The 20551-nt window shown below is 69.5% G+C and carries 21 protein-coding genes and 1 pseudogene; 7 read left to right on the top strand and 15 right to left on the bottom strand.

What is annotated here, in order from left to right; all coding sequences use genetic code 11:
• Nucleotides 1-111: 111 nt before the first annotated feature.
• Nucleotides 112-1158 (top strand): 6-phosphofructokinase, encoded by a 1047-nt coding sequence (locus AA983_RS02050; RefSeq protein WP_047310543.1) that lies wholly within the window; start codon nucleotides 112-114, stop codon nucleotides 1156-1158.
• The gene (locus tag AA983_RS02045) at nucleotides 1158-1604 is read left to right on the top strand and encodes a hypothetical protein (RefSeq protein WP_227484349.1); all 447 of its coding nucleotides are present in this window, start codon (nucleotides 1158-1160) and stop codon (nucleotides 1602-1604) included. Before AA983_RS02050 ends, AA983_RS02045 begins: the two co-directional genes overlap by 1 nt.
• On the opposite strand, the gene AA983_RS02040 is transcribed toward AA983_RS02045, so the two are convergent.
• The 6 genes and pseudogenes from AA983_RS02040 to AA983_RS02015 form a co-directional block, all read right to left on the bottom strand.
• Complete coding sequence (locus tag AA983_RS02040) at nucleotides 1601-1795, bottom strand: helix-turn-helix transcriptional regulator (protein ID WP_047310542.1); 195 nt, start codon at nucleotides 1793-1795, stop codon at nucleotides 1601-1603. The two genes, AA983_RS02045 and AA983_RS02040, sit on opposite strands and share 4 nt — an antisense overlap.
• A 1-nt stretch (nucleotide 1796) precedes the next feature.
• Nucleotides 1797-2249 (bottom strand): hypothetical protein, encoded by a 453-nt coding sequence (locus AA983_RS02035; RefSeq protein WP_047310541.1) that lies wholly within the window; start codon nucleotides 2247-2249, stop codon nucleotides 1797-1799.
• A 145-nt stretch (nucleotides 2250-2394) separates the two neighbouring features.
• Nucleotides 2395-2880, bottom strand: a complete 486-nt coding sequence (locus AA983_RS02030; protein WP_047310540.1) for a hypothetical protein — start codon at nucleotides 2878-2880, stop codon at nucleotides 2395-2397.
• A gap of 36 nt (nucleotides 2881-2916) precedes the next feature.
• Nucleotides 2917-3639, bottom strand: coding sequence for a lysoplasmalogenase family protein (locus AA983_RS02025; RefSeq protein ID WP_052946781.1), 723 nt, complete (start codon nucleotides 3637-3639; stop codon nucleotides 2917-2919).
• Nucleotides 3639-4498: pseudogene (locus AA983_RS02020) on the bottom strand (oxidoreductase). Before AA983_RS02020 ends, AA983_RS02025 begins: the two are co-directional and overlap by 1 nt.
• Nucleotides 4499-4633: 135 nt before the next feature.
• Nucleotides 4634-5689, bottom strand: a complete 1056-nt coding sequence (locus AA983_RS02015) for a pirin family protein (protein ID WP_047310539.1) — start codon at nucleotides 5687-5689, stop codon at nucleotides 4634-4636.
• A gap of 208 nt (nucleotides 5690-5897) precedes the next feature.
• Between AA983_RS02015 and AA983_RS02010 the strand changes: the two genes are divergently transcribed.
• From AA983_RS02010 to AA983_RS02000, 3 genes are all read left to right on the top strand, one after another.
• Nucleotides 5898-8186 (top strand): bifunctional UDP-sugar hydrolase/5'-nucleotidase, encoded by a 2289-nt coding sequence (locus tag AA983_RS02010; protein WP_047310538.1) that lies wholly within the window; start codon nucleotides 5898-5900, stop codon nucleotides 8184-8186.
• Between the two features lie 1124 nt (nucleotides 8187-9310).
• Nucleotides 9311-10033: a response regulator transcription factor gene (locus tag AA983_RS02005; RefSeq protein ID WP_047311104.1), complete on the top strand. Its 723-nt coding sequence runs from the start codon at nucleotides 9311-9313 to the stop codon at nucleotides 10031-10033.
• The gene (locus tag AA983_RS02000) at nucleotides 10030-11592 is read left to right on the top strand and encodes a cell wall metabolism sensor histidine kinase WalK (RefSeq protein WP_047310537.1); all 1563 of its coding nucleotides are present in this window, start codon (nucleotides 10030-10032) and stop codon (nucleotides 11590-11592) included. The genes AA983_RS02005 and AA983_RS02000 overlap by 4 nt, the downstream gene beginning before the upstream one ends.
• Here AA983_RS02000 and crcB read toward each other — a convergent pair.
• The 3 genes from crcB to AA983_RS01985 all read right to left on the bottom strand — a co-directional run bounded on the left by crcB (nucleotide 11530) and on the right by AA983_RS01985 (nucleotide 14446).
• Entirely contained in the window at nucleotides 11530-11889 is a 360-nt protein-coding gene (gene crcB / locus AA983_RS01995; RefSeq protein ID WP_047310536.1) for a fluoride efflux transporter CrcB, read from the bottom strand. The two genes, AA983_RS02000 and crcB, sit on opposite strands and share 63 nt — an antisense overlap.
• On the bottom strand, nucleotides 11886-12311 hold the full coding sequence (locus AA983_RS01990; RefSeq protein ID WP_047310535.1) for a CrcB family protein: 426 nt from the start codon (nucleotides 12309-12311) through the stop codon (nucleotides 11886-11888). Before AA983_RS01990 ends, crcB begins: the two co-directional genes overlap by 4 nt.
• A gap of 107 nt (nucleotides 12312-12418) precedes the next feature.
• Nucleotides 12419-14446, bottom strand: a complete 2028-nt coding sequence (locus AA983_RS01985) for a PhoX family phosphatase (protein WP_047310534.1) — start codon at nucleotides 14444-14446, stop codon at nucleotides 12419-12421.
• Nucleotides 14447-14643: 197 nt separating this feature from the next.
• Here AA983_RS01985 and AA983_RS01980 point away from each other — a divergent pair, with 197 nt between their 5' ends.
• Complete coding sequence (locus AA983_RS01980) at nucleotides 14644-15231, top strand: DinB family protein (protein ID WP_082128622.1); 588 nt, start codon at nucleotides 14644-14646, stop codon at nucleotides 15229-15231.
• A 133-nt stretch (nucleotides 15232-15364) separates the two neighbouring features.
• Here the strand turns inward: AA983_RS01980 and AA983_RS01975 are convergent, their stop codons facing one another.
• The 6 genes from AA983_RS01975 to AA983_RS01950 all read right to left on the bottom strand — a co-directional run bounded on the left by AA983_RS01975 (nucleotide 15365) and on the right by AA983_RS01950 (nucleotide 18677).
• Nucleotides 15365-15886 carry a DUF4240 domain-containing protein gene (locus AA983_RS01975; protein ID WP_047310533.1) on the bottom strand — a complete coding sequence of 174 codons (522 nt, stop codon included), beginning with the start codon at nucleotides 15884-15886 and terminating at the stop codon, nucleotides 15365-15367.
• Between the two features lie 109 nt (nucleotides 15887-15995).
• Complete coding sequence (locus tag AA983_RS01970) at nucleotides 15996-16631, bottom strand: methylated-DNA--[protein]-cysteine S-methyltransferase (protein WP_047310532.1); 636 nt, start codon at nucleotides 16629-16631, stop codon at nucleotides 15996-15998.
• Nucleotides 16628-16966 (bottom strand): RNA polymerase sigma factor, encoded by a 339-nt coding sequence (locus tag AA983_RS01965; RefSeq protein WP_052946779.1) that lies wholly within the window; start codon nucleotides 16964-16966, stop codon nucleotides 16628-16630. Before AA983_RS01965 ends, AA983_RS01970 begins: the two co-directional genes overlap by 4 nt.
• Nucleotides 16967-17219: 253 nt before the next feature.
• Nucleotides 17220-17753 (bottom strand): methylated-DNA--[protein]-cysteine S-methyltransferase, encoded by a 534-nt coding sequence (locus AA983_RS01960; protein WP_047310531.1) that lies wholly within the window; start codon nucleotides 17751-17753, stop codon nucleotides 17220-17222.
• Nucleotides 17750-18118 carry a MazG nucleotide pyrophosphohydrolase domain-containing protein gene (locus tag AA983_RS01955; protein ID WP_047310530.1) on the bottom strand — a complete coding sequence of 123 codons (369 nt, stop codon included), beginning with the start codon at nucleotides 18116-18118 and terminating at the stop codon, nucleotides 17750-17752. The genes AA983_RS01960 and AA983_RS01955 overlap by 4 nt, the downstream gene beginning before the upstream one ends.
• Before the next feature lie 40 nt (nucleotides 18119-18158).
• Nucleotides 18159-18677, bottom strand: coding sequence for an O-acetyl-ADP-ribose deacetylase (locus tag AA983_RS01950; protein WP_047310529.1), 519 nt, complete (start codon nucleotides 18675-18677; stop codon nucleotides 18159-18161).
• Nucleotides 18678-18849: 172 nt separating this feature from the next.
• Here AA983_RS01950 and AA983_RS01945 point away from each other — a divergent pair, with 172 nt between their 5' ends.
• On the top strand, nucleotides 18850-20550 hold the full coding sequence (locus tag AA983_RS01945) for a long-chain-fatty-acid--CoA ligase (protein WP_047310528.1): 1701 nt from the start codon (nucleotides 18850-18852) through the stop codon (nucleotides 20548-20550).
• The last annotated feature ends 1 nt before the right edge of the window (nucleotide 20551 follow it).

The following is a 20551-nucleotide window of genomic DNA, read 5'->3' as shown; positions in this document are numbered from 1 at the left end:
GGGGGTGCAGCGGTGAGGCGAATCACCGCGTCGACGGGCGGCGAACGTCCGGTGGGAGAGACGCCGCCGCCTCCATTCGTCCCGCCGGGGCGAATGCGTGAGACTGGAAGCATGAGCATCGGCATTCTCACCAGCGGGGGCGACTGCCCCGGACTCAACGCCGTCATCCGCGGCGCCGTGATGAAGGGCGACAAGATCTACGAGCAGGAGTTCGTCGGTATCCGGGACGGATGGCGCGGGCTCATCGTCGACGACATCTCGCCGCTGCCGCGTCGGCGGGTGCGAGGGCTCTCCAAGGAGGGCGGCACGATTCTCGGCACGTCCCGCACGCACCCCTACAACGGTATCGACGGCGTGGGCGGGCCGAAGGCGATCCGTGAGGTCATGGATCGCCACGGCATCGAGGCCGTCATCGCCATCGGCGGCGAGGGCACGCTCTCGGGCGCCGCGCGGCTCGCGATCGACGGGCTCCCCATCGTCGGCGTCCCGAAGACCATCGACAACGACCTGTCCGGCACGGACTACACCTTCGGTTTCGACACGGCGGTCTCGATCGCCACGGAGTCGATCGACCGTCTGCGCACGACCACCGAGGCGCACCACCGGTGCATGGTCGTGGAGGTCATGGGCCGCCACGTCGGCTGGATCGCGCTGCACGCCGGTATCGCGAGTGGCGCGCACGCCATCCTCATCCCCGAGGTGTCGGTGACGCTCGAGCAGATCGCCGAGTGGGTGCGCCTGACTCAGGCCCGCGGTCGCGCGCCTGTCGTCGTCGTCTCCGAGGGCTTCCAGCTCAAGAACGACCGCGGCGAGTCGGAGAACATCGTCGCCGAACGCGGCCTCGACGCCGCCGGGCGTCCGCGTCTGGGTGGTATCGGCGAGGCGCTCGCGCCGCTCATCGAGGCGAAGACCGGCATCGAGACGCGCGCTGCGACGCTCGGCCATCTGCAGCGCGGCGGTGTACCGACGGCGTACGACCGTGTGCTCGCCACCCGGTTCGGGCACGCCGCCATCGACGCGGTGATGCAGCGCAAGTGGGGGCAGATGGTGGCGCTCAAGGGAATCGACATCGAGACGGTGCCGATGGACGAGGCCACCAAGGAACTCAAGAAGGTCCCGCGTGAGCAGTGGGACGACGTCGCCGTCCTCTTCGGCTGATGGCGTCGAGGTTCGTGCGGACGGCGCTCGCCTACCTCGGAATGGTGGGCGACGAGTCCGCTGAGTCGCGCCAGGTGGGCACCGTTGCCGCTCCGGCCCGTCAGGATCGTTCGCGTTCGGGCGGGTTGGTCGTCGTCGTGGTGTTCGTGCCGCGGGAGGCTGCCGACCGTGTTCGACGGGCGGCGGCCCGTGCCGGCGCCGGGGCGATCGGTAACTACCGGGCCTGCTCGTTCAGCGCGGCAGGTGAAGGGCGATTCGAACCCCAGGTCGGGGCCCGCCCGACGATCGGTCGGGTCGGTGAGCCCGAGGTCGTCGACGAGATGCGCGTCGAGATGGTCGTGCCTCGGCCTGACGCTCGCCGCGTCGTCGACGCCGTCCTGGCGGCGCACCCGTACGAGGAGCCGGCCTGGCACGCCTACGAGACGCTGGGGCTCGCCGAGCTCTAGCCCTCGGGCGTGAAGATGTCCTCGATGCGGCACGTGAAGACGCGCGCGAGGCTGAAGGCCAGGGGGAGCGAGGCGTCGTAACGCCCCTTCTCGATCGAGATGACGGTCTGCCGCGAGACGCCGAGCTCGTCGGCCAGCCGCTGTTGCGACCAGCCGCGCTCGGCGCGCAGCGCGGGCAGATTGTTCTCCACGTCAGCTCTCGCGTCGCTTGATGAGCCGGTAGCGCACGCTGACGTCTGCCGCCGCGAACACCATGCAGGCGAGGAGGGCATCCGACGCGGTGAGTCCGTCCCGCCACTGAGGCACGACGCTCAGTGCCGTCGCGGTGAGGCCCATGACCACGAGCAGGTCGTGGAAGGTGCCGCGCGTGGCCCGGTCGTACCACTGCGCTTCGACGGTTTCCTCCGGGTTGCGCACTGCGCCCTTCACGGTGCGGCGGTCGACGACGACAACCCACCCGAGCGCGAGACCGGGCATGAAGGACGCGGCGGCGAGAACGATGCCGTAGACGAGCCCGTTGGTGCCGCTGGCGAACGCCCAGACGGTGAGTCCGAGGACAGCGGCCACTGCCACGCCGATTCCGATGGCGCCCGGCCAGGGTGAACGGCCCGAACGTGTGCTGCCCCAGGTGCTCTGCGTGGTCATGGTGTTCCCCTTTCGCGATGTCAAACACGCTTTACTGTGAAGGTTCCTTTACAGTAAAGCGTGTTTGACATCGTGGTCAAGGGTCCACCCGAAGCCGGCGTTGTTCGAACGCCGAGAATCCTCGGGTGTGGTCCTCGGGTGGGGATCAGGGCCAGAGCCAGCAGTAGATGTGCTTGCCCTCGTCCTGCGCGCGTAGCGTCAGAGCGACGAACTCGGCGAGGAAGTCGGCGAGATCGCGAGGGTGAGGGTTCCACTCGTCCGCGCCCTCGGGTGCTTCCACGGCGGACCACTGGGCGGCCAGCCCGTCGAACGGAGCTTCACGCGTCGACATGAGCGCCACGAACCCCGGATCGACCTGGAGAACGAACTTCTGTTCGTCGGCGCTGACGGCCACCGGTGCGGGCCAGCCCGAGTCGAGGAACTCCTCGACGGGAACCCCCGTGAGCAGCTCGTTGAGGTAGCCGAGCGCGAGGCCCGGGTCGACGTCCTGACTCGCGACGACGTCGTACTCGGGTGCAGCGGAATAGGACTCGTCGTCGAAGGGGAGGGAGCGCAGGCCGGACTCGAGATCGACCGTGCGAGCGGCCTCCTCGTCGGTCGCGGCGGCGAAATAGTCGATCTGAAGGGCCATGCCGTCAGCCTACGGCCGACGGGCCTACTGCGAGCATTACCGCAGGCGTGCCGTGCCGTCGACGAGGAGGCCCAGGGCTGCCGTGTAGGTGGACATGACGATGCCGTCTGCGACGTTGCGGCCAGGCCCCTCGGGCAACAGTTGCCGCGCGACGATGACTGCGTCGGAGACGAGGAACAGTGGGCCCCCGATGCGGATCGCGGCGAAGGGGCCGGTGCCCGCCGGTGCCCCCTGCGTCAGAGCCGCCATCGAGGCGAGCAGGACACCGTACCCAACGACGACGGGGTCGGGTGTGCTGCCGGCGCCGTCGCGACGTGCCGCGAGGCCGTCGACGACGGCGAGGGCGGCAAGCGTGACGCCCGCCGCGAGGCTCGCCTCGCGGCGGAAGCGGTAGCCGACGCGAGCGAGCACCGTCATGAGGCCGAGCTGCTGCACGGCGAACGCCGACGCGCCACGCCGCAGGTGGGCCCGGGCCGTCGTGCCGGTGGAGCGGGACTCGGCGAGCATGAAGTGATCGCCGAGGGCGGAGCCTGTGAGGGCGGTGAGCAGGGTTGCCGTCGTGGTGCGGCGGGCGGGGCTGAAAGCGCCCGGCTGCGCGGCCAGGTCGAGCATGAGCAGGGGCGCGACGGCGTACTTCGTCGCGGCGTGTGCGCGGTCGTTGCCGACGGCGGCGGCTCCGCTCGTCAGGGCCGAGGCCGCGGCGTAGAGCCGGCCGGTCGGGCGTCGGAGGAGGCCGGAGGAGCCGGCGAGTGGGCGCATCACGAGGCGTCCCGCTTGGCGCGTCGCTCGACGAGCTTGGGTGCCTGGTCGAAGGCGGCGCTGAGGAGGGCGTCCATGGCGCGGTCCGGCAGGACGCGGCGTGCGGCGACGAGGGGCTTGGCTCCCATGCCGATCGTGTACTTGCTGCGCGGTCGTTTCGCCGTGCACGCCGCGACGACGGCGCGCGCGACGACCTCGGGTTCGGAGGAGTTCGCGTCGCTGCCGCGCAGCATCGTCGCGAGGGTGCGGGCCTGCGTCGCATAGGGTCCGTGGCCACTGCGCTGCTCGAGCGAGTCGGCGGAGATGCCGGCCCACTCGGACTTGATGCCGCCGGGCTGCACGGTGACGACGTCGATGCCGAACGGTTTGAGTTCGAGGCGCAGGGAATCGGACAGGCCGTTCACCGCGAACTTCGTCGCGTGGTACCAGGAGCCGAGCGGTTCGTAGATGTGGGCGGCCATCGACGAGATGTTGACGATGCGTCCGCTGTGCTGGGCGCGCATCGTCGGTGTGCGAGCTGCGTCAGGCGCGCGAGGCCGAAGACGTTGACCTCGAACTGGCGGCGGGCCTCGTCCATCGGCACCTCCTCGAGGGCGCCGTACGAGCCGTAGCCGGCGTTGTTGACGAGGGCATCGATGCGTCCGCACTCGTCCAGGATGCGCTGAACACCCGCGGTCATTGACGCGTCGTCCGTGACGTCCATGCCGAGAACGTGAGCGCCGCGGTCGGCGAGGCCCGCCATGCGATCGACGCGGCGTGCTGCGGCGTACACCGTCCACCCTTCGTCGAGCAGGGCGCGTGCGATGGCCTCACCGATACCGGCAGAGGCTCCTGTGGCCAGGGCGATCTTCGTCGTCATGTCGGTGAGGGTAACGCCCGGCCCCGACAACGCACGGGCACTCCACGGATGCCACAGGCATGTGGACGGCCCGGTGCGCGAACTGGAGCGCGCGCACCGGGCCGAACGTCGGGCGTCGGCAGACCTCCTGCCGACTCACCCTTCGCTGATGTCACCGCCGTGCGGCATCGACGCCACGGCTTCGCGCAGACGCTTCTCCTTGGCCTCCGCGATCTCCGACGCGCTCGCGCGGTAGGGGCGGATGCCGCCGGCGGGCACGCGACCGAGGCGGCCACGCTGGAAGTCCTCGAACGCCTCGATGACCTCGGCCTTGGTGTTCATGACGAACGGGCCGTACTGCACGACGGGCTCGCGCAGCGGGCGGCCTCCGAGCAGCAGCACCTCGAGCGCCGGGGTCTCGACGTCCTGGCGCTCGTCGGCGGTGAGCGTCATGAGGTCGCCAGGGCCGGTGACGATCGTCTGGCCGGCCGTGATCGGACGACGGTCGCGGCCGATCGTGCCCGAACCGGAGAAGACGAAGACGATTCCGTTGTAGGACGGATCCCACGGGATGTCGGCGCGCGCCCCCGCAGCGATGCTGGCGTGCGCCATCGTGATCGGCGTGCGCGTCGAGCCCGGCCCGCGGTGGCCGCCGATCGATCCGGCGATGATGCGGATGAGCGCCCCACCGTCGTGCGTCGTGATGAGCTCGGAATCGGTCCCCTCGAGGTTCTGGTAGCGCGGGTCGGCCCACTTCTCGGCCTTGGGCAGGTTGACCCAGAGCTGAACACCGTGGAAGAAGCCGCCGGACACGACGAGTTCCGCCGGGGGCGTCTCGATGTGGAGCACGCCGGAACCGGCCGTCATCCACTGCGTGGCGCCGTTCTCGATCATGCCGCCACCGCCGTGGCTGTCCTGGTGCTGGAAGCGGCCGTCCATGATGTAGGTGACCGTCTCGAAGCCGCGGTGCGGGTGCCAGTCGGTGCCGCGCGGCTCGCCCGGCGCGTAGTTGACCGCGCCCATCTCGTCCATGTGGACGAACGGGTCGAGCTCGGCGTGGGTGAGGCCGGCGAAGGCACGGGTGACGGGAAAACCCTCACCCTCGAAGCCCTTCGGCCCGGTGATCTGGCGGCGCAGGGAGCGCTCGACGGCCTGCGGGCTCGCCTCGGGCAGGTGCGGCAGCGTGAGCGTGTCTGCGGTGACTGCGGGCATTGGGGGCCTCCTCGGTGGCCGTGAAGTGTTGGCGCTTCCTTCAATGTAGTTGAAGGTTCAACTATTCCGCCAGTCCTGAATGAACGTCAGATGACGATTCGATGCCGATCGTCTCGCAAACGCATTCGAGGGCCGAACCCTCCCGCAAGATGGTCGGGCACCCTCCCCGCGCCTGCGGCGCAGCCGAATCCGAAGGACACCCCCAACCATGTCGAGCTCCCTCGTGCGCCGATCCGCATTCACCGGCGTCCTCGCCCTCGCGTGCGCCGGCACGTTCGCCCCCTCCGCGCTCGCCGCTGCGCCTGTCGACTCTCTCGACGGCGACCTCACGCCTCTGACGCTCCTGGGCACCAACGACTTCCACGGCCACTTCACCAAGGACTTCGCTTGCACCGTGGCGTCGGCGAAGGCCGAGTACCCGGACGCGTCGTTCATCTCCGCGGGCGACAACGTCGGTGGCACGCCGTTCGAGTCGGCCTCGCAGCAGGACAACCCCTCGATCGACTTCCTCAACGCTCTCGGTCTCGAGGCCAGCTCGGTGGGCAACCACGAGTTCGACAAGGGCTTCGACGACCTGACGGGCCGGGTCAGCTCGCGCGCGAGCTGGACCTACCTCGGCGCCAACGTCTACAAGAGCGGCACCACGACGCCCGCTCTGCCCGAGTACAAGGTGCTCGATGTCAACGGCGTCAAGGTGGCCGTCGTCGGTGCCGTCACGACCGACACGCCCAACATGGTGGCCGGTGACGGTGTGGCCGGCCTGACCTTTGGCGATCCGGTGGCTGCCGTCAACCGCGTGGCCGCCAAGCTCAAGGACGGGAACGCCGCGAACGGTGAGGCCGACGTCGTCGTCGCCGAGTACCACGAGGGTGCGCCGGAGGGCGGCGAGGCCACCTTGTCGTCGATGCAGGCCGCGAGCCCCGTGTTCAACAACATCGTGACGAAGACGAGCGGCGACGTCTCGGCCATCTTCACCGGTCACACGCACCAGCTCTACAGCTGGGACGCGCCTGTTCCCGGCGGTGAAGGCACGCGCCCGATCATTCAGACCGACTTCTACGCGAAGTACCTCGGCGTTCTGCAGCTCGGCTACGACAAGGCGAGCGGCAAGGTGACGCAGTACAAGGTGACGAACCGCCCGGTGAGTGCACCGAGCGACGCGTGCACCTCGCTGCCCGCGTACACGGCGGCTGCCGCTGTCGTCGACTCCGCCAACGCCCGTGCCGAGGAGATCGGTAAGCAGGTCGTCGCCCAGAGCAGCGGTCCGATCACCTCGGCGCTCAAGGCGGACGGCAGCCGCGACGACCGTCTGGCCGAGTCGAACCTGTCGAACCTCATCGCGCAGAGTTACGTCGACTCGCTCAACAAGCCGGGCCGCACCGGCAGCGTCGAGATCGGCCTCATGAACCCCGGCGGCGTGCGCGCCGACCTCGTGCCCGACGCGTCCGGCAACCTCACCTTCGCGCAGGCCGCCGCCGTCATGCCGTTCAACAACACCGTTGCAACCCGTGAGGTCACGGGCGCAACGCTCGTCAAGATTCTCGAGCAGCAGTGGCAGCCGGAGGGCAGCTCGCGCCCGTTCCTCAAGCTCGGCCTGTCGAAGAACGTGACGTACACGTTCGACGAGAACAAGCCCGCCGGTGAGCGCATCACTTCCGTGCTCGTCGACGGCAAGCCGCTGGAGGAGTCCAAGAGCTACACGGTGGCGTCCAACTCCTTCCTCATCACCGGTGGCGACAACTTCACCGCCCTCAAGGAGGGCGGAGCCGTGAGCGATTCCGGCCTCATCGACCAGGGTCTGTTCGTCGAGTGGCTCAAGGCCGCGAGCCCGCTCTCGCCGAGCTACGCCAAGCAGTCGCTCTCCGTGGTGGACCAGCCGACGAAGCTCACCGCGGGCAAGGAGGCGTCGTTCACCGTCTCCGGCTTCGACATGACCAGCAAGGGCGCGCCCGCCAACAAGAGCGTCGAGGTCTTCGTCGACGGCACGTCCGTGGGCACGTTCCCCATCACGACGAGCTCGTCCACGACACCGCCCTACCCGGCCAACCACGGCACGGCTTCGGTGAAGTTCACGGTGCCGGCCGACGCCTCGGGTGATGCCCTCGTCACCTTCAAGGCTGCGCCGACCGGCACGAGCGGCGGCTTCCCCGTCACGATCGAGGGTGGTGCGCCGACGACGACCCCGACCGGCCCGACCACCGAGCCGACGGACCCGACCACGGGACCCACGGACCCGACGAGCGAGCCGAGCGACCCCTCGAGCACGAGCGAGCCGAGCGACCCGTCCACCACGGACGAGCCGACGGCGTCCCCGACGGACGGTACGAGCACGAGCGGTGGCGGTAACCCGTCATCCTCCAGCACCTCGACCACCGGCCCCAAGGTCGAGACCGACGGGATGAGGAACGAGCAGGCCGTCACTGGCCTCGCGGGCCTCGGCCTCCTGCTCGTCGCCGGCATCGGCGCCGTCGTCGCTCGCCTGCGTCGCACCGTCTGATGTCTCCTCGCGGCTGACGCCGTCGCTCCCCGCCCCGCCCTGGCTCACGCCACGGTGGGGCGGAGGCGTGAGCGCAGCGCGCCAGAGTTGGTGGTCGAGTTTCAGCGTGTCGACGCCGAGCAGGCAGGCGGCCCGCGTCATGACCGCAAGGAGCTCCGTCTCCGGTGCGGCGGCCGCACGCCGTCCGAGGTGACGCCGGACGAACCGCCGCGTGAGCGGGCAGACGAGGGGATCGTCCAAGCCCGCGGCCAGCAGCAGATGCCGCCAGGTGAAGCCGCTCGACTGGCCGGTGACGGCACACCACGCTCCGCGCAGCAGCTCGTCCCGAGCGCGTTCGACGAGGTGGTCGGCGGCCCACACGTCGTAGTGGCGCAGCACCTCGGCAGCCTCGGCGATGACGTCGGCCTTGTACGGGGCGTCCTTGCGCGGCACGACCCGATGGCTCGTCAGAACCTCAGTGCGCCACCGCTCGGCCCCGAGCTCGTCCATCGCGCCCCGGAGGACATCGAGGTCGCCGTCACCGAAGCGGTCGACGAACCTCGTGACGGCGTTCTCGACCGTGACGGAGGTGACGCGGGGCGTCATGATCGCGTCGATGACTGAGGAGGCGAGCCCGGCCCGTCGGGGCGCAGCGCGCCATTCGCGGGGGTCGCCTCGCTCCTGGCGGATGCCCGCCGCGAGCAGCAGGGCGTGCCAGTCGAGGTCGTCGTCCAGACAAGCTGAGGTGGCGTGGCGTGCGTCCGGGAGCGCTGGGCTGGTGCGGAGTTCATCCGGCTCGCTGCTCACCAGGACGAGGCGGGAGGTCTCGGTTCTCGGGTCCATGAAAAGGAGCGTGGCCCGAACTGACCAACCACGAAAGGGTCGCGTGGTGCGGCCTGTTGAAGGGCCCGCTCGAGCCGATCGAAGAGCGCGATTCCCGCGCTGCTTGTGGACACCGAGCCTGCAGTGCGCAGCCGCGCTGCGAAGAGTGAGCGTGCCCGGGGCGCATCACACAAAGGGGGGAACGGGAGCACGACCCCGGGCACGTCATTGAAGATACAACTACTTTTTCAGAATTCCTTCTCATGCGACCTGCCGCGGCCAAGGGTGGCCTCGCGCGGTGGGCGACGCCCTACTGTGGACGCATGAGCGCACCGAAAACGCCTCCCCACACGGGTGGCCGAGCACTGCGTGTCCTCGTCGTCGACGACGAGCCCGGGCTCGTCGACTCCCTCACTGCAGGTTTCCGCTTCCAGGGGTGGGACGCCGAGTCGGCGCCCACCGGGGAAGTGGCCGTCGCCAAGTGCCGCATCAGCGAACCCGATGTCGTTGTCCTCGACATCGGTCTTCCCGACATCGACGGCTTCGAGGTGCTCGCTCGGTTGCGTGCGCTCAACCCCGAGGTCGGCGTCATCTTCCTCACGGCGCGGGACGGCGTCGACGATCGCGTTGCCGGCATCCGCCAGGGTGGTGACGACTACCTGACGAAGCCCTTCAGCCTCGAAGAGGTCATCGTGCGAGCCGAGGCTCTCGTGCGCCGTCGCGGCCTCACCGCAGCGGCGCAGGGCGATCACCTCGCCGTCGACGACCTCGTCATCAACACCTCCACCTTCGAGGTGGAGCGTGCGGGCGTGCCCATCAAGCTCACCGCCACGGAATTCGCGCTCGCCCGCCACCTCGCGGAGAACGCCCGTCGGGTGTGCTCGAAGCAAGAGCTGCTCTCGGCCGTCTGGGGTGAGGACTTCGCCGGCGGCGAGCACGTCGTCGAGCTCTACATCTCGTATCTGCGCAAGAAGATCGATGCCGACGGGCTCCCGCTCATCCGCACCGTGCGGGGCATCGGGTACACGATGCGTCCGGGCGCATGAGAGCACTGCGCAGCTTCTTGCCGCGCACCCTCGAGCGTCGCATCGTCACGCTCATCGTCCTTCTGGCGCTCTGCGTGACGGCTGTCGGCACCAGCGTGTCCGTACTCGTCACCCGCACGGTCATGCACGACTCCATGGACAGGCAGTTGCGTACGGCGGTGTCCCATCCCCAGGCGAGCGTGCAAGAACTCGCGTCCGAACTGCCGGGCGGAAGCCTCGCGTTGTGGCAGACCGGCGACGACGTCGACATCGCGGCCGTCGGTGAGGACCGCACGGTCACTGCGGCCGATCGCGACGAACTCGGGCGTCTCGTGCAGGGGTCGCCGGGGCTTCACTCGGTCACGTTCAACGACCGGGACGAGATGCGCGTGCTGGTCGCCGTAACACCCGAACGGCGGGTTCTCGTCGCGACCTCCGACGAGACGACCGAGCGTGACCTCGCCAAGCTGGGACTCTTCGAAGGGGTCGTGTGGCTTCTCGCGGGCGTCCTGGCCGCCGGCGTCGGAGCCCTCGGAACGCGTCGGCTCACGCGGCCCCTGCGGGAGATCGCAGCCACGACGTCGGACATGGCGGCCACACCGGTCGGCTCGGTGACGGACGCCGTGCGCCGACGCGTCCCCGAGGGGGAATCGAGTGTCGAGGAGGTCGATGCGGTTGCTCGCTCGGTCAACAACCTCCTCGAGCAGGTCGAGGAGGCTCTGCGACGGCGCGACGAGGGGGAGGCCACCCGGCGCGCCTTCCTCGCTGACGTCAGTCACGAACTCCGGACGCCCATCGCCGTCGTCCGCTCGCACGCGGAACTGTCGGGTTCGATCGTCGACGACTACTACGCCAACATGTCGCACGTGTGGCCTGCCCGCCTGGAGCCCGGCGAGAAACTCACTCCGGCCGAGGCCGATGAACTCTTCGCGGCCATCACGGCGCTCGCCCCGGAGGGCAACCAGCTGCGTCCGTCGCTCGAGCGCATCGAACGCGAGGGGCGGCGCATGGGCCGGCTCGTTGACGACCTGCTCGTTCTGGCGCGCGTCGAGGACGAGCGTCAACTGGACGACGCGGAGGTCGACGTCACGTTCATCGCCCTCGAAGCACTCTCCGACGCCACGCTGCTCGCGCCGGAACACCGGTGGGCGTTCCACGCCGTTGACGAGCCCGCCGTCGTCGTCGGTGACGAGGCGAGCGTGCGTCGTGTCGTGACGAACCTCGTCGCCAATGCTCGGCGGCACACGCCGGCCGGCACCGACGTCGGTGTCACGGTCGACGTGCGAGACGGTGGAGTCGTGGTGCGGGTGGAGGACAACGGTCCGGGCCTGCCCGAAGCCGTGGCCGCCTCTCCCGGAAAGAGATTCGGTAACCGCGACCGCACGAGCGCGACGAGTTCGGGGCTCGGTCTGGCCATCACGACGGCCCTCATGGAATCCGTCGGCGGGCGCCTCACTTTCGATTCGAGCCCGGACGGCCTCACCGTCGAGGCCTGGTTCCCCAACGAGCGTCCGCGCTCAGACCAGCGCGTGCCCGAGCGCCATGCCGACGAGAACCGCAGAGACGCAGACGAGCACTGACGCGAGGACGTAGGCCAGAGCCGTCACGCCGCGGCGCTCGCGCACCAAGCCGATCGCTTCGACGCTGGCCGTCGAGAACGTCGTGAACCCGCCGCACACCCCTGTGACGACGAAGGCGGTCACCGTAGCGCTCGTGTTCAGTGCCGCGACGAGGCCGAGCACGAACGAGCCGACCACGTTGATGCACAGCGTGGCGATCGGCCAGGTGCGGCGGGAGCGCAGCTTGATCTCGCCGTCGGTCACCGAACGCAGCACCGCGCCGAGCGCGCCGCCCAGAGCAACGAGAAGCGCCGTCATGCCCGCCGCCTCGAGGTGGCGGCAGCGCCGACGACGGCGCCGAACGCGGCGGCGAGAAGACCGCACGTCACCTGGAGCGCGGCCCAGCCCACCCCGACGCCGAAGCCCCTGTCGAGCGTCACGGTGTCGTGCGCGAAGGTGCTGTACGTCGTGAAGGCACCACAGAACCCGGTGCCGAGAACGAGGCGTACGGAGCGGCGTGCCCCGGTGTCGGGTCCGCTGCGGGTCAGCGCTTCGAGCAGACAACCGAGCACGAAGGCACCCGCGATGTTGACGACGAACGTCGCCCACGCAACGTCACCGTCGGCGTGGGGCAGCGCCTCGGCGACGCCGAAGCGGGCCGCCGCGCCGAGCGCCCCACCGAGCGCCACGAGAGCCACCGCGCGTGGATGGCGGTGGGCGGGGCGGGCGTCGTCGGGCATCGTGGGTCAGCGTAGAACGTCCATGCCGACGCGCGGGCGCGGACACGAACGAGCGGCCCGACGCGCACCGTGCGCGCTCGGGCCGCTCCCTCAGACGATCGGTTGCGTCACTTGGCGTACGAGACGATGACCGACGGGCGCGGGAAGGCGTCCGTGTGCGGCCACGTGCTCGTGGGCTTCTCGAACGTGGCGTCGTCCGTCTCACCCGGGTGCTGAACGGCGGTGAAGACCGACAGCTGGTCGGGGGAGACGAGCGGGCCACAGGTCTCGGCGCCGAAGGGCACGGTGAGGAACTGCTGCACGCGTCCGCGCTCCGGGCCCTCGGTGGGCACCCGGAAGAGGCCGTCGTTCGAGCCGAGGACGTTGCCGTCCGTGGAGATCCACAGGTTGCCCTCGGCGTCGAAGGCGACGTTGTCCGGGCACGAGATCGGGCTGACCTGCTCCTTCGGGAAGCCCGCGAAGTAGGTCTCCTGCGCGGCCGGGTCGCCGCAGATGAGCATGAGATCCCACGTGAACGACGTCGCCGTCTTGCGGCCCTTCTCGGTGATTTCGAGGACGTAGCCGTTGCGGTTGCCCGACTTCGCCGTCAGCGGCGCACCGAGCGACTCGCGCACCATCGACGTGCCGAGCGGGTTCGCCTCGTCCGTCGTGAACTTCTTGCCACGGTCGGAGTTGTTCGTCAGCGCACAGTAGACCTTGCCATTGACCGGGTTCGGCTCGATGTCCTCGGGGCGGTCCATCTTCGTCGGGCCCACCTTGTCGGCGGCGACGCGCGTGTGGATGAGCACCTCGGCGACGCTCATGCCCGGCACGTAGGACTTTCGGTCGCTCGTGAGCGGGATCCAGGTGCCGGTGCCGTCGTGGAGGCCGTCAGCGGTGCCGTCACCGGTGAACTTACCGACGTAGAGGGTGCCGGCCGACAGCAGCGCCTTGTTGTGGCGGCGCGAGTGCGGCGAACGGTCGCGGCGGTAGCGGTCGCGCGAGACGAACTTGTAGATGTACTCGCCCTTCTCGTCGTCACCGGTGTAGGCGACGACGCGGCCGTCCTCGGCGATCGTGACGTTGCAGCCCTCGTGCTTGAGGCGCCCCAGCATCGTGTGCTTGACCGGCGGCGCGCTCGGGTCGAGCGGGTCGAGTTCGACGACCCAGCCGAAGCGGTTCGGCTCGTTCGGGGCCTTCGTCAGGTCGAAGCGCTCGTCGACCTCCTTCCAGCCCTTGCCCTTGCCGTTGATGCCGTAGCGCGCGTACGCAGCGGACTGCGTCGAGTCGAGCGAACCGGAGGCGTCGAAGTAGCCGTGGAAGTTCTCCTCACCGTGCAGGGTCGTACCCCACGGCGTCGTGCCACCGGAGCAGTTGGCGAACGTTCCGAGGATCGTGCGGCCGCGCGGGTCGGCCTTCGTGCGCAGCATCGGGTGGCCTGCGGCGGGGCCGTCGACCTGGTGCGGTGTGGACGCCGTGACGCGACGGTTGTAGCGCGAGCGGCGCGGGTCGACCGTGTGCCACGAACCCTTCTTGCGGCCCTTCTCGATGGCGACGACGGCGAGGCCGTGGGCAGCCATCTCGACCTTCTTCTTCGTCAGCTCGTCCATGCCTGCGGGGAACATGAGCTCCGGGTCGGTGTACTCGTGGTTGACCGACAGCAGAGCGCGGCGGCCGTCGAGCGGGATGAGGCCGACGTAGTCGTTGTTATAGCCGAACTGCTGGGCCTGAGCCTCCGGCGTCTGCTTGTAGGCGTTGAACCTGGGCGCGCGTGCCGTCACCGGGTCACCCCAGCGGATGACGACGTCGTGCGTGAACTCGGGAGCGTTGACGACGTCGTCCTTGCGGTTGGGCGCGACGGAGGTGAACTCCGTCGTTCCGACCTTCTTCGGACCGCGGTGGCCATGGCCGTGGCCGTGCCCCTTGCCGCCTGCTGCGGCCGGCGAGGCCGCGAGGCCGCCGAGAACCATCGTTCCGGCCGTGGCTTTGAGCACCGAGCGGCGAGCGATGGCGCGACGGGCGAGCGTCGCGAACTCCTCGTTCTCCGACGTGTTCGGCGTCGGGGCGTCGCACTGGTTCGCGCAGCGGTACTCACACGTCTTGTAGCTGCGCGAGCCGTGACGAGTGTTGACGAGGGGAAGCAGCTTCGGGCTCACGGGAGACTCCTGGTGCGTTCGGAAATGGGGCGAGGGCCAGGGGCATCCGCAGACGCCCACGGGGAGCGATCCTGTGGCGTGCAAGCGCTCGGCAAGCGACGTGAGAGCAGACGTGAGGTGAACTGCGCCAAAGCATTCCGTGACTGAGGTTCGCCTAAGACGTGAACCTGAGCGCCTGTCGTGGCAGGGTGGCGAGCATGGACGAAAACCAGCAGGGCGGGCTCGCCGAGCGGCCCGTCGAAGACACCGAATCCGCACGTCAGAACGGTGAGGACGGCGCATCGCCCGACAAGGGCTGGATGGCTGTCGTCACCGATGGGTGCGACGAATGCGGCTTCTCGCCGGACTTCGACGTCCAGACGACCGGGAAGCGCGTTCGCGCGACCATCCCCAAGTGGGAGGCCGTGCTCGACCGCCTCGACGCGCCGCGTCGTCCGGCTCCGGACGTGTGGTCACCGCTCGAGTACGCCTGCCACGTACGTGACATCAACGCGCTGTACCGCGGCCGCCTCGACCTCATGCTCGCGCAGGACGACCCGACGTTCCCGAACTGGGATCCGGATACGGTGGCCGTCGATTCGCGCTACGGCGAGGACGAGCCGCAGGGTGTGGCCGAGGCCTACCGCCGTGAGGCGACGCAGACGGCCGACCAGTGGGACGCCGTCAGGGACGATGAGTGGGGTCGGCGAGGCCTGCGGGACAACGGTTCGACCTTCACCGTGGCGACGTTGGCTGTCTACTTCCTCCACGACCTCGAGCATCACCTCAAGGACGTGAGCGCCTGACGGAGGCTTGCTGCGTTCGCCCTACAGGCAGGCGGACGCTCGAACGAGAACGTGAGGAGGCGACGGGAACCGGGCGGTTCCCGACGCCTCCTCACGTTGGTTCGGCTCGTGACGACGAGCTGATCCGCGGCGATCAGCCGTTGACGCGCGCCCACAGCCGCGGGTAGCGACGCTTCATCTCCTCGTCGTCGTCGAAGTCGAACTCCTCGCCGAGGTCGGGTTCGTCGGGGATGTCGCGATGCAGCGGCATCTGTTCGCCCGTGACCTCCTCGTAGGCGACGAAGGGCGCGCCTTCGAGTTCCTCGCACTCGTAGGCGTTCTCGTCGATCTCGCCGTCGGGCACGAGATCGACGAGCGAATCAGGGTCGTCGATGACGGTGTCGAACGCCTCCCTGCCTTGGAGGATGAGCCAACTGCGGAAGTAGTCGAAGCTGTCGTCGCTGCACCCGCCGAGCAGGAGCGAGATGGCGCCCCAGACGTCCCACGAATAGGCGTCGTGCATGAGTTCGCGATGGCGCAACCACGCGTCGGCGATCTCGTCGGCGCCGTGCTCGGCGAGCGCGGTGACGAAGGCGTCGGCCTTCTCGTCGCAGTCGCCGTCCGGCACGGCGTCACGTGCCTGTTCGATGAGTTCCCAGTACTGCGTCCGGTCCATCGTGTGCTCCCGAGTCGAGGCTTTTCAACAGGCTACGACCGCGCTCGTGCCCGTGTGAAGAGGGTGAGGTGACAGCTCGGTCTCGACTTTGGCGCTGGGTCTGACGGCTTCAGCCGCACGCTGCGGCCGGAGCGTGGGCGTGCTCGTGGTCGAGGAGAAAACGCTTGGCTTCCTCGCCCCCGAGGTAGTTGCCGTAGCCGCCGTCCCTGCGCACGACGCGGTGGCACGGCAACACGATGGGCAGCGGGTTGGTGGCGCACGCCGAACCGACGGCGCGCACCGCCTTGGGGCGCCCCGCGTTCGTCGCCACCTGCGCGTAACTCGCGGTGGTGCCGTACGGGATGTCGGCGAGCTTGCTCTGTACCTCGCGCCGGAACGGTGCGTTCGACAGGCGCAGGTCGGTGCGCGTCTCGAAGTTCGAGCGCACGCCCGCGAAGTACTCATCGAGCTGACGGCGCAGATCGTCGGCCGGCGCTGCGGCCCGCAGGGTGCGGCGTCCGACGCGCTCACCGAGGCTCTCGAGCACGACGTCGAACCCTTCGCGCTCGAACGCCACACGGACGAGGGCATCGCCCGCGAGGGCGAGCAGCAGGGTGCCGACGGGCGAGTCGTGAGTGCACCAGACGATGTCGATGTCGCCCGAGCCATTCGCCGCGAGACGGGTGGCGAGCCTCTCGGTGTCATGGGTTTGCGCGAAGGCCGCGAGGCGCTCCTCGAAAGCGGTTTCTGCCGGTGTGGATGTCATCGGGACTCCTCGGTGGGCGTGCCGGACGGCACGAGGCGAGCTCGCAGGGCGGCGACGGCGTCGGAGCCGCAGCGTCGCGCAGCAGCCGGGCTGCAATCGAGTTCGGCTGCAATCTCACCGAAACTCCACCCCGCCACGTACCGGTGGACGATGACGAACCGTTGCCGCGGCGTGAGCGTCACGACGTGCTCCCACACCTCGTCCGGGAGCGCGAGCTCGTCGGCGCCCGGAGCGTGGTCGCGACCCAGCACCCCGAGGAGGTCGGCGTCGTCGATCGGCTGCTCTCGCCGACGGCCACGCAGGACGTCGATGCAGCGTCGACCGGCGACCCGCACGAGCCACGCCTCGACGTTCGCGACCCCGTCGAAGGGGTAGGCCCTGAGCGCCCGAGACGAAGGTCTCCTGCCACGCGTCTTCGGCGTCGGGGCCGGGGCCCAGGACCGAGGAGCACACGGCGAGCACCGTCGAGGAGTGGGCCTCGACGATCTCGTGGAAGAGCGGTTGGTTCGTCATCACCGGGTAGTCGCGCGACGGGGCCGAAGTGTGAGGTCGCGGCGGAAGAAAGGTTCGACACGGCGGACGGAGCGATCAGAACAGGCGCGTGGCGCGCTGTTCGTCGCTCTCCTCGTGGGCGAGCAGCCACCGTTTGCGCTCCAGCCCACCCGCGAAGCCGGTGAGCGAACCGTCGGATCCGACGACGCGGTGGCACGGCACGACGACGGAGACCGGGTTGTGCCCCACGGCCTGCCCCACACCCTGGGCGAGCCCCGGCGTGAGTTCACCGTCGTCGCTCAGGGCTGCGGCGATGGCGCCGTACGTCGAGGTGCTTCCCGGTTCGATGAGGAGCAACTGCTGCCACACGCGCTGCTGGAACGTGGTGCCCACCGGCGCGAGCGGCAGGTCGAACGTCAGGCGGTCGCCGGAGAAGTACTCACTCAGCTGTCGCGAGCCCTCCGTGAGGACGTCGTCGCCGGTGCCCGTGACGTCGTCGCCGAACCACGCGGTCTCCGGCTGGTACTTCTGGCCGTCGAAGTAGGCGCCGACAACGGCGTCGGCGCTCGCGACGAGGAGCAGATCGCCGAGCGGCGTCGTGATGCGGGTGTGCCGGCGCGAGGGGCTCATTGGCGCTCCTCGATGGCGCCGGGCGGAGTCGGATCGCCGCCTGCCGCCCGCTCGCCGTGGAAGCGCTCCCACGGAAGCCACTTCCGCTCGAGTGCCGCCTCCGCGTCGATTCCGGCGCGCCCGGCGAAGACGAGCACCATGGCGAGCACGTCGGCGACCTCGCCCTCGAGGTCGGTGCGCAACTCGTCCGGGCTCTTGCCGCGGTTGCGCCCCTGACCACTCAGCGCGAGGTGCGCCTGGGCGAGTTCGCCGACCTCCTCGGTGAGTTTGAGTAGCGTCCACTCGGGCGAGCGCTCGACGCCGTAGTAGTCGCCGTAGCCCGCCGACACGCGTTCGACGCGCTCACTCCACTCACCGAGTTCCATGCCGTCATGCAATCACGCGGAACCGACAAGGCCGGCCCCGTCAGCCGAGGGCGAGTTGGAAGGCGTCCTCGGACCGCTTGTCGAACAGGACGAATCGGACGAGGTCGACGTTCTCGCACGACGCTGCCTGGACGGTACGCACGGCGACGCGAGCGACCTCGTGGACGTCCCAGCCGTACACGCCGGCGCTGATGGCGGGGAAGGCGACGGACCGGCAGCCTGCCTCGTCGGCCACCTGCAGCGATTCGCGGAAGCACGACTCGAGCAGCGCCGGGTCGGTCTGGCCGGCGTGACGGTTCGGGCCGACCGTGTGAACGACGTGACGCGCCGGCATCCGACCGGCCCCCGTGATGACGGCTCGGCCCGTCGGGAGGCCGTCCGGGTAGTCGCTCGCACGCACCCGCCTGCACTCCGCGAGGAGGTCGGGACCGGCTGCGGCATGGATCGCTCCGTCGACACCGCCACCCCCGAGCAGGCTCGAATTGGCGGCGTTGACGATGGCGTCGACGTCCTCCGTCGTGATGTCGCCCAGGGTGATCTCGATGCGTGGTGTGGCCATGGGTTCATCGTGCGCCTGACAGGGTGGTCGTCGTCAACAGCGCGTTGCCCGAGGCGGGTGCGCGAACGTGATCTGCGCGACACCGGAGAGGGTCGCTGAGAGGCTCGTCACGCGGGTAGCGTGGCAGGGTTGACGTGTGGGGTGAGAACCCCGTGAGAGCGAGGGGCGAACGATGACGAACGAATCGGTGTGGGCGGGTTCCTACGCCCCGGGTGTGCCGCTGCACCTCGACTACGGCACCGAGACGCTCGTCGAGCAGTTCGAGCGCGCCGCACGCAAGTTCAGCGACCGCCCCGCCATCGACTTCATGGGGCAGGTGACCTCGTACGGCGATCTGGCCCGTGACGTCCACCGCGTCGCCGCGGCCCTCGTCGAGATGGGTGTCGAAGCCGGTGACCGCGTCGCCGTGCTCCTTCCCGGCTGCCCCCAGAACATCGTGGCGACGCAGGCGATCATGCGCATCGGCGCCGTCGCCGTGCAGCACAACCCGCTCTACACCCAGGACGAGCTCAAGGCGCCGTTCGCCGATCACGGCGCGCGCATCGTCATCGCGTGGGACAAGATCACGCCGATGATCACCGACCTCGCGCAGACCACCGACATCGACACCATCATCTCCGTCGACGTGACGAAGGCGCTGCCGCTCGCGAAGCGCCTTGCGCTGCGCCTGCCGGTCGCGAAGGCGCGCGCCTCCCGCGAGAAGCTCACCGGCCCCGCGCCCGACGGCGTCATGGCCTGGGAGAACCTGCTCACGTACGGCGACCTGCCGATCTGGCACCCGCGCCCGAGCAAGGACGACGCCGCCGTCATGCTCTACACCTCGGGCACGAGCGGAACGCCGAAGGGTGTGCCGCTCACGCACGCGAACCTCGTGGCCAACTGCCTGCAGGGCAAGGCGTGGGCGCAGCTCGAGGACGGGCGCGAGACGTTCCTCGTCGTGCTGCCGATGTTCCACGCCTACGGCCTGACGATCTCGGTGCTCGCCGGCATCAACCTGGGCGCGTGCCTGCTCGTGCTGCCGGCGCCGGAGGTGCCGCTCATCGTCGAAGCCATCAAGCGCCGCACCCCGACGTTCGCTCCCGGAGTTCCGCCGCTGTACGGGAAGATCATCGAGGAGGCCGAGAAGCGCGGGGTGAGCCTCAAGGGCATCCGCATCGGTCTGTCGGGTGCGATGTCGCTTCCCGTCGACCTCGTCGAGCGTTGGGAGCAGGCCACCGGCGGCCACCTCATCGAGGGCTACGGCCTGACGGAGACGAGCCCCGTCGTCGTCGGCAACCCGATCTCCGCCGACCGCCGCGCCGGCTCGATCGGAGTGCCGTTCCCCGACGTCGAGATCCGCCTCGCCGACCCCGAGGACGTGACGAAGGACGCCCCCGCCGAGGGCCCGGGCGAACTGCTCGTGCGCGGACCCCAGGTGTTCGGCGGCTACTTCGGCCGCGCCGAGGAGACGCGTCAGGCGTTCCACGACGGCTTCTTCCGCACCGGCGACGTCGTCGAGATGGGCGCGGGCGGCTACCTCACCGTTGTCGACCGCATCAAGGAAATGATCGTCACCGGCGGATTCAACGTGTACCCGAGCGAGGTCGAGGGCGCCCTGCGTCAGCACGATTCGGTCGAGGACGTTGCCGTCGTCGGCATGCCTGCTTCGGGTGGTGGCGAGGACGTCGTCGCGGCCGTCGTCTTGGCGGAGGGGCACAGCGATGTCGACACGAAAGCGCTGCGCAGTCACGTCAAGCAGACCCTCACCGCGTACAAGGCACCCCGCCGCTTCGTCGTCGTCGACGAACTGCCGACGAACCAGATGGGCAAGGTCCAGCGCCGCGACGTGGCCAAGCTCGTCGAGGAGAAGGAAAAGGCTGCCGACGCTCGCTGAG

Origin of the sequence: Dermacoccus sp. PE3 (genome assembly GCF_001021715.1) — a bacterium.
In the GTDB taxonomy this organism is placed as follows: domain Bacteria; phylum Actinomycetota; class Actinomycetes; order Actinomycetales; family Dermatophilaceae; genus Dermacoccus; species Dermacoccus abyssi.
The sequence above is the reverse complement of the archived record's forward strand: the minus strand, read 5'-3'. Positions and strand labels throughout refer to the sequence as shown.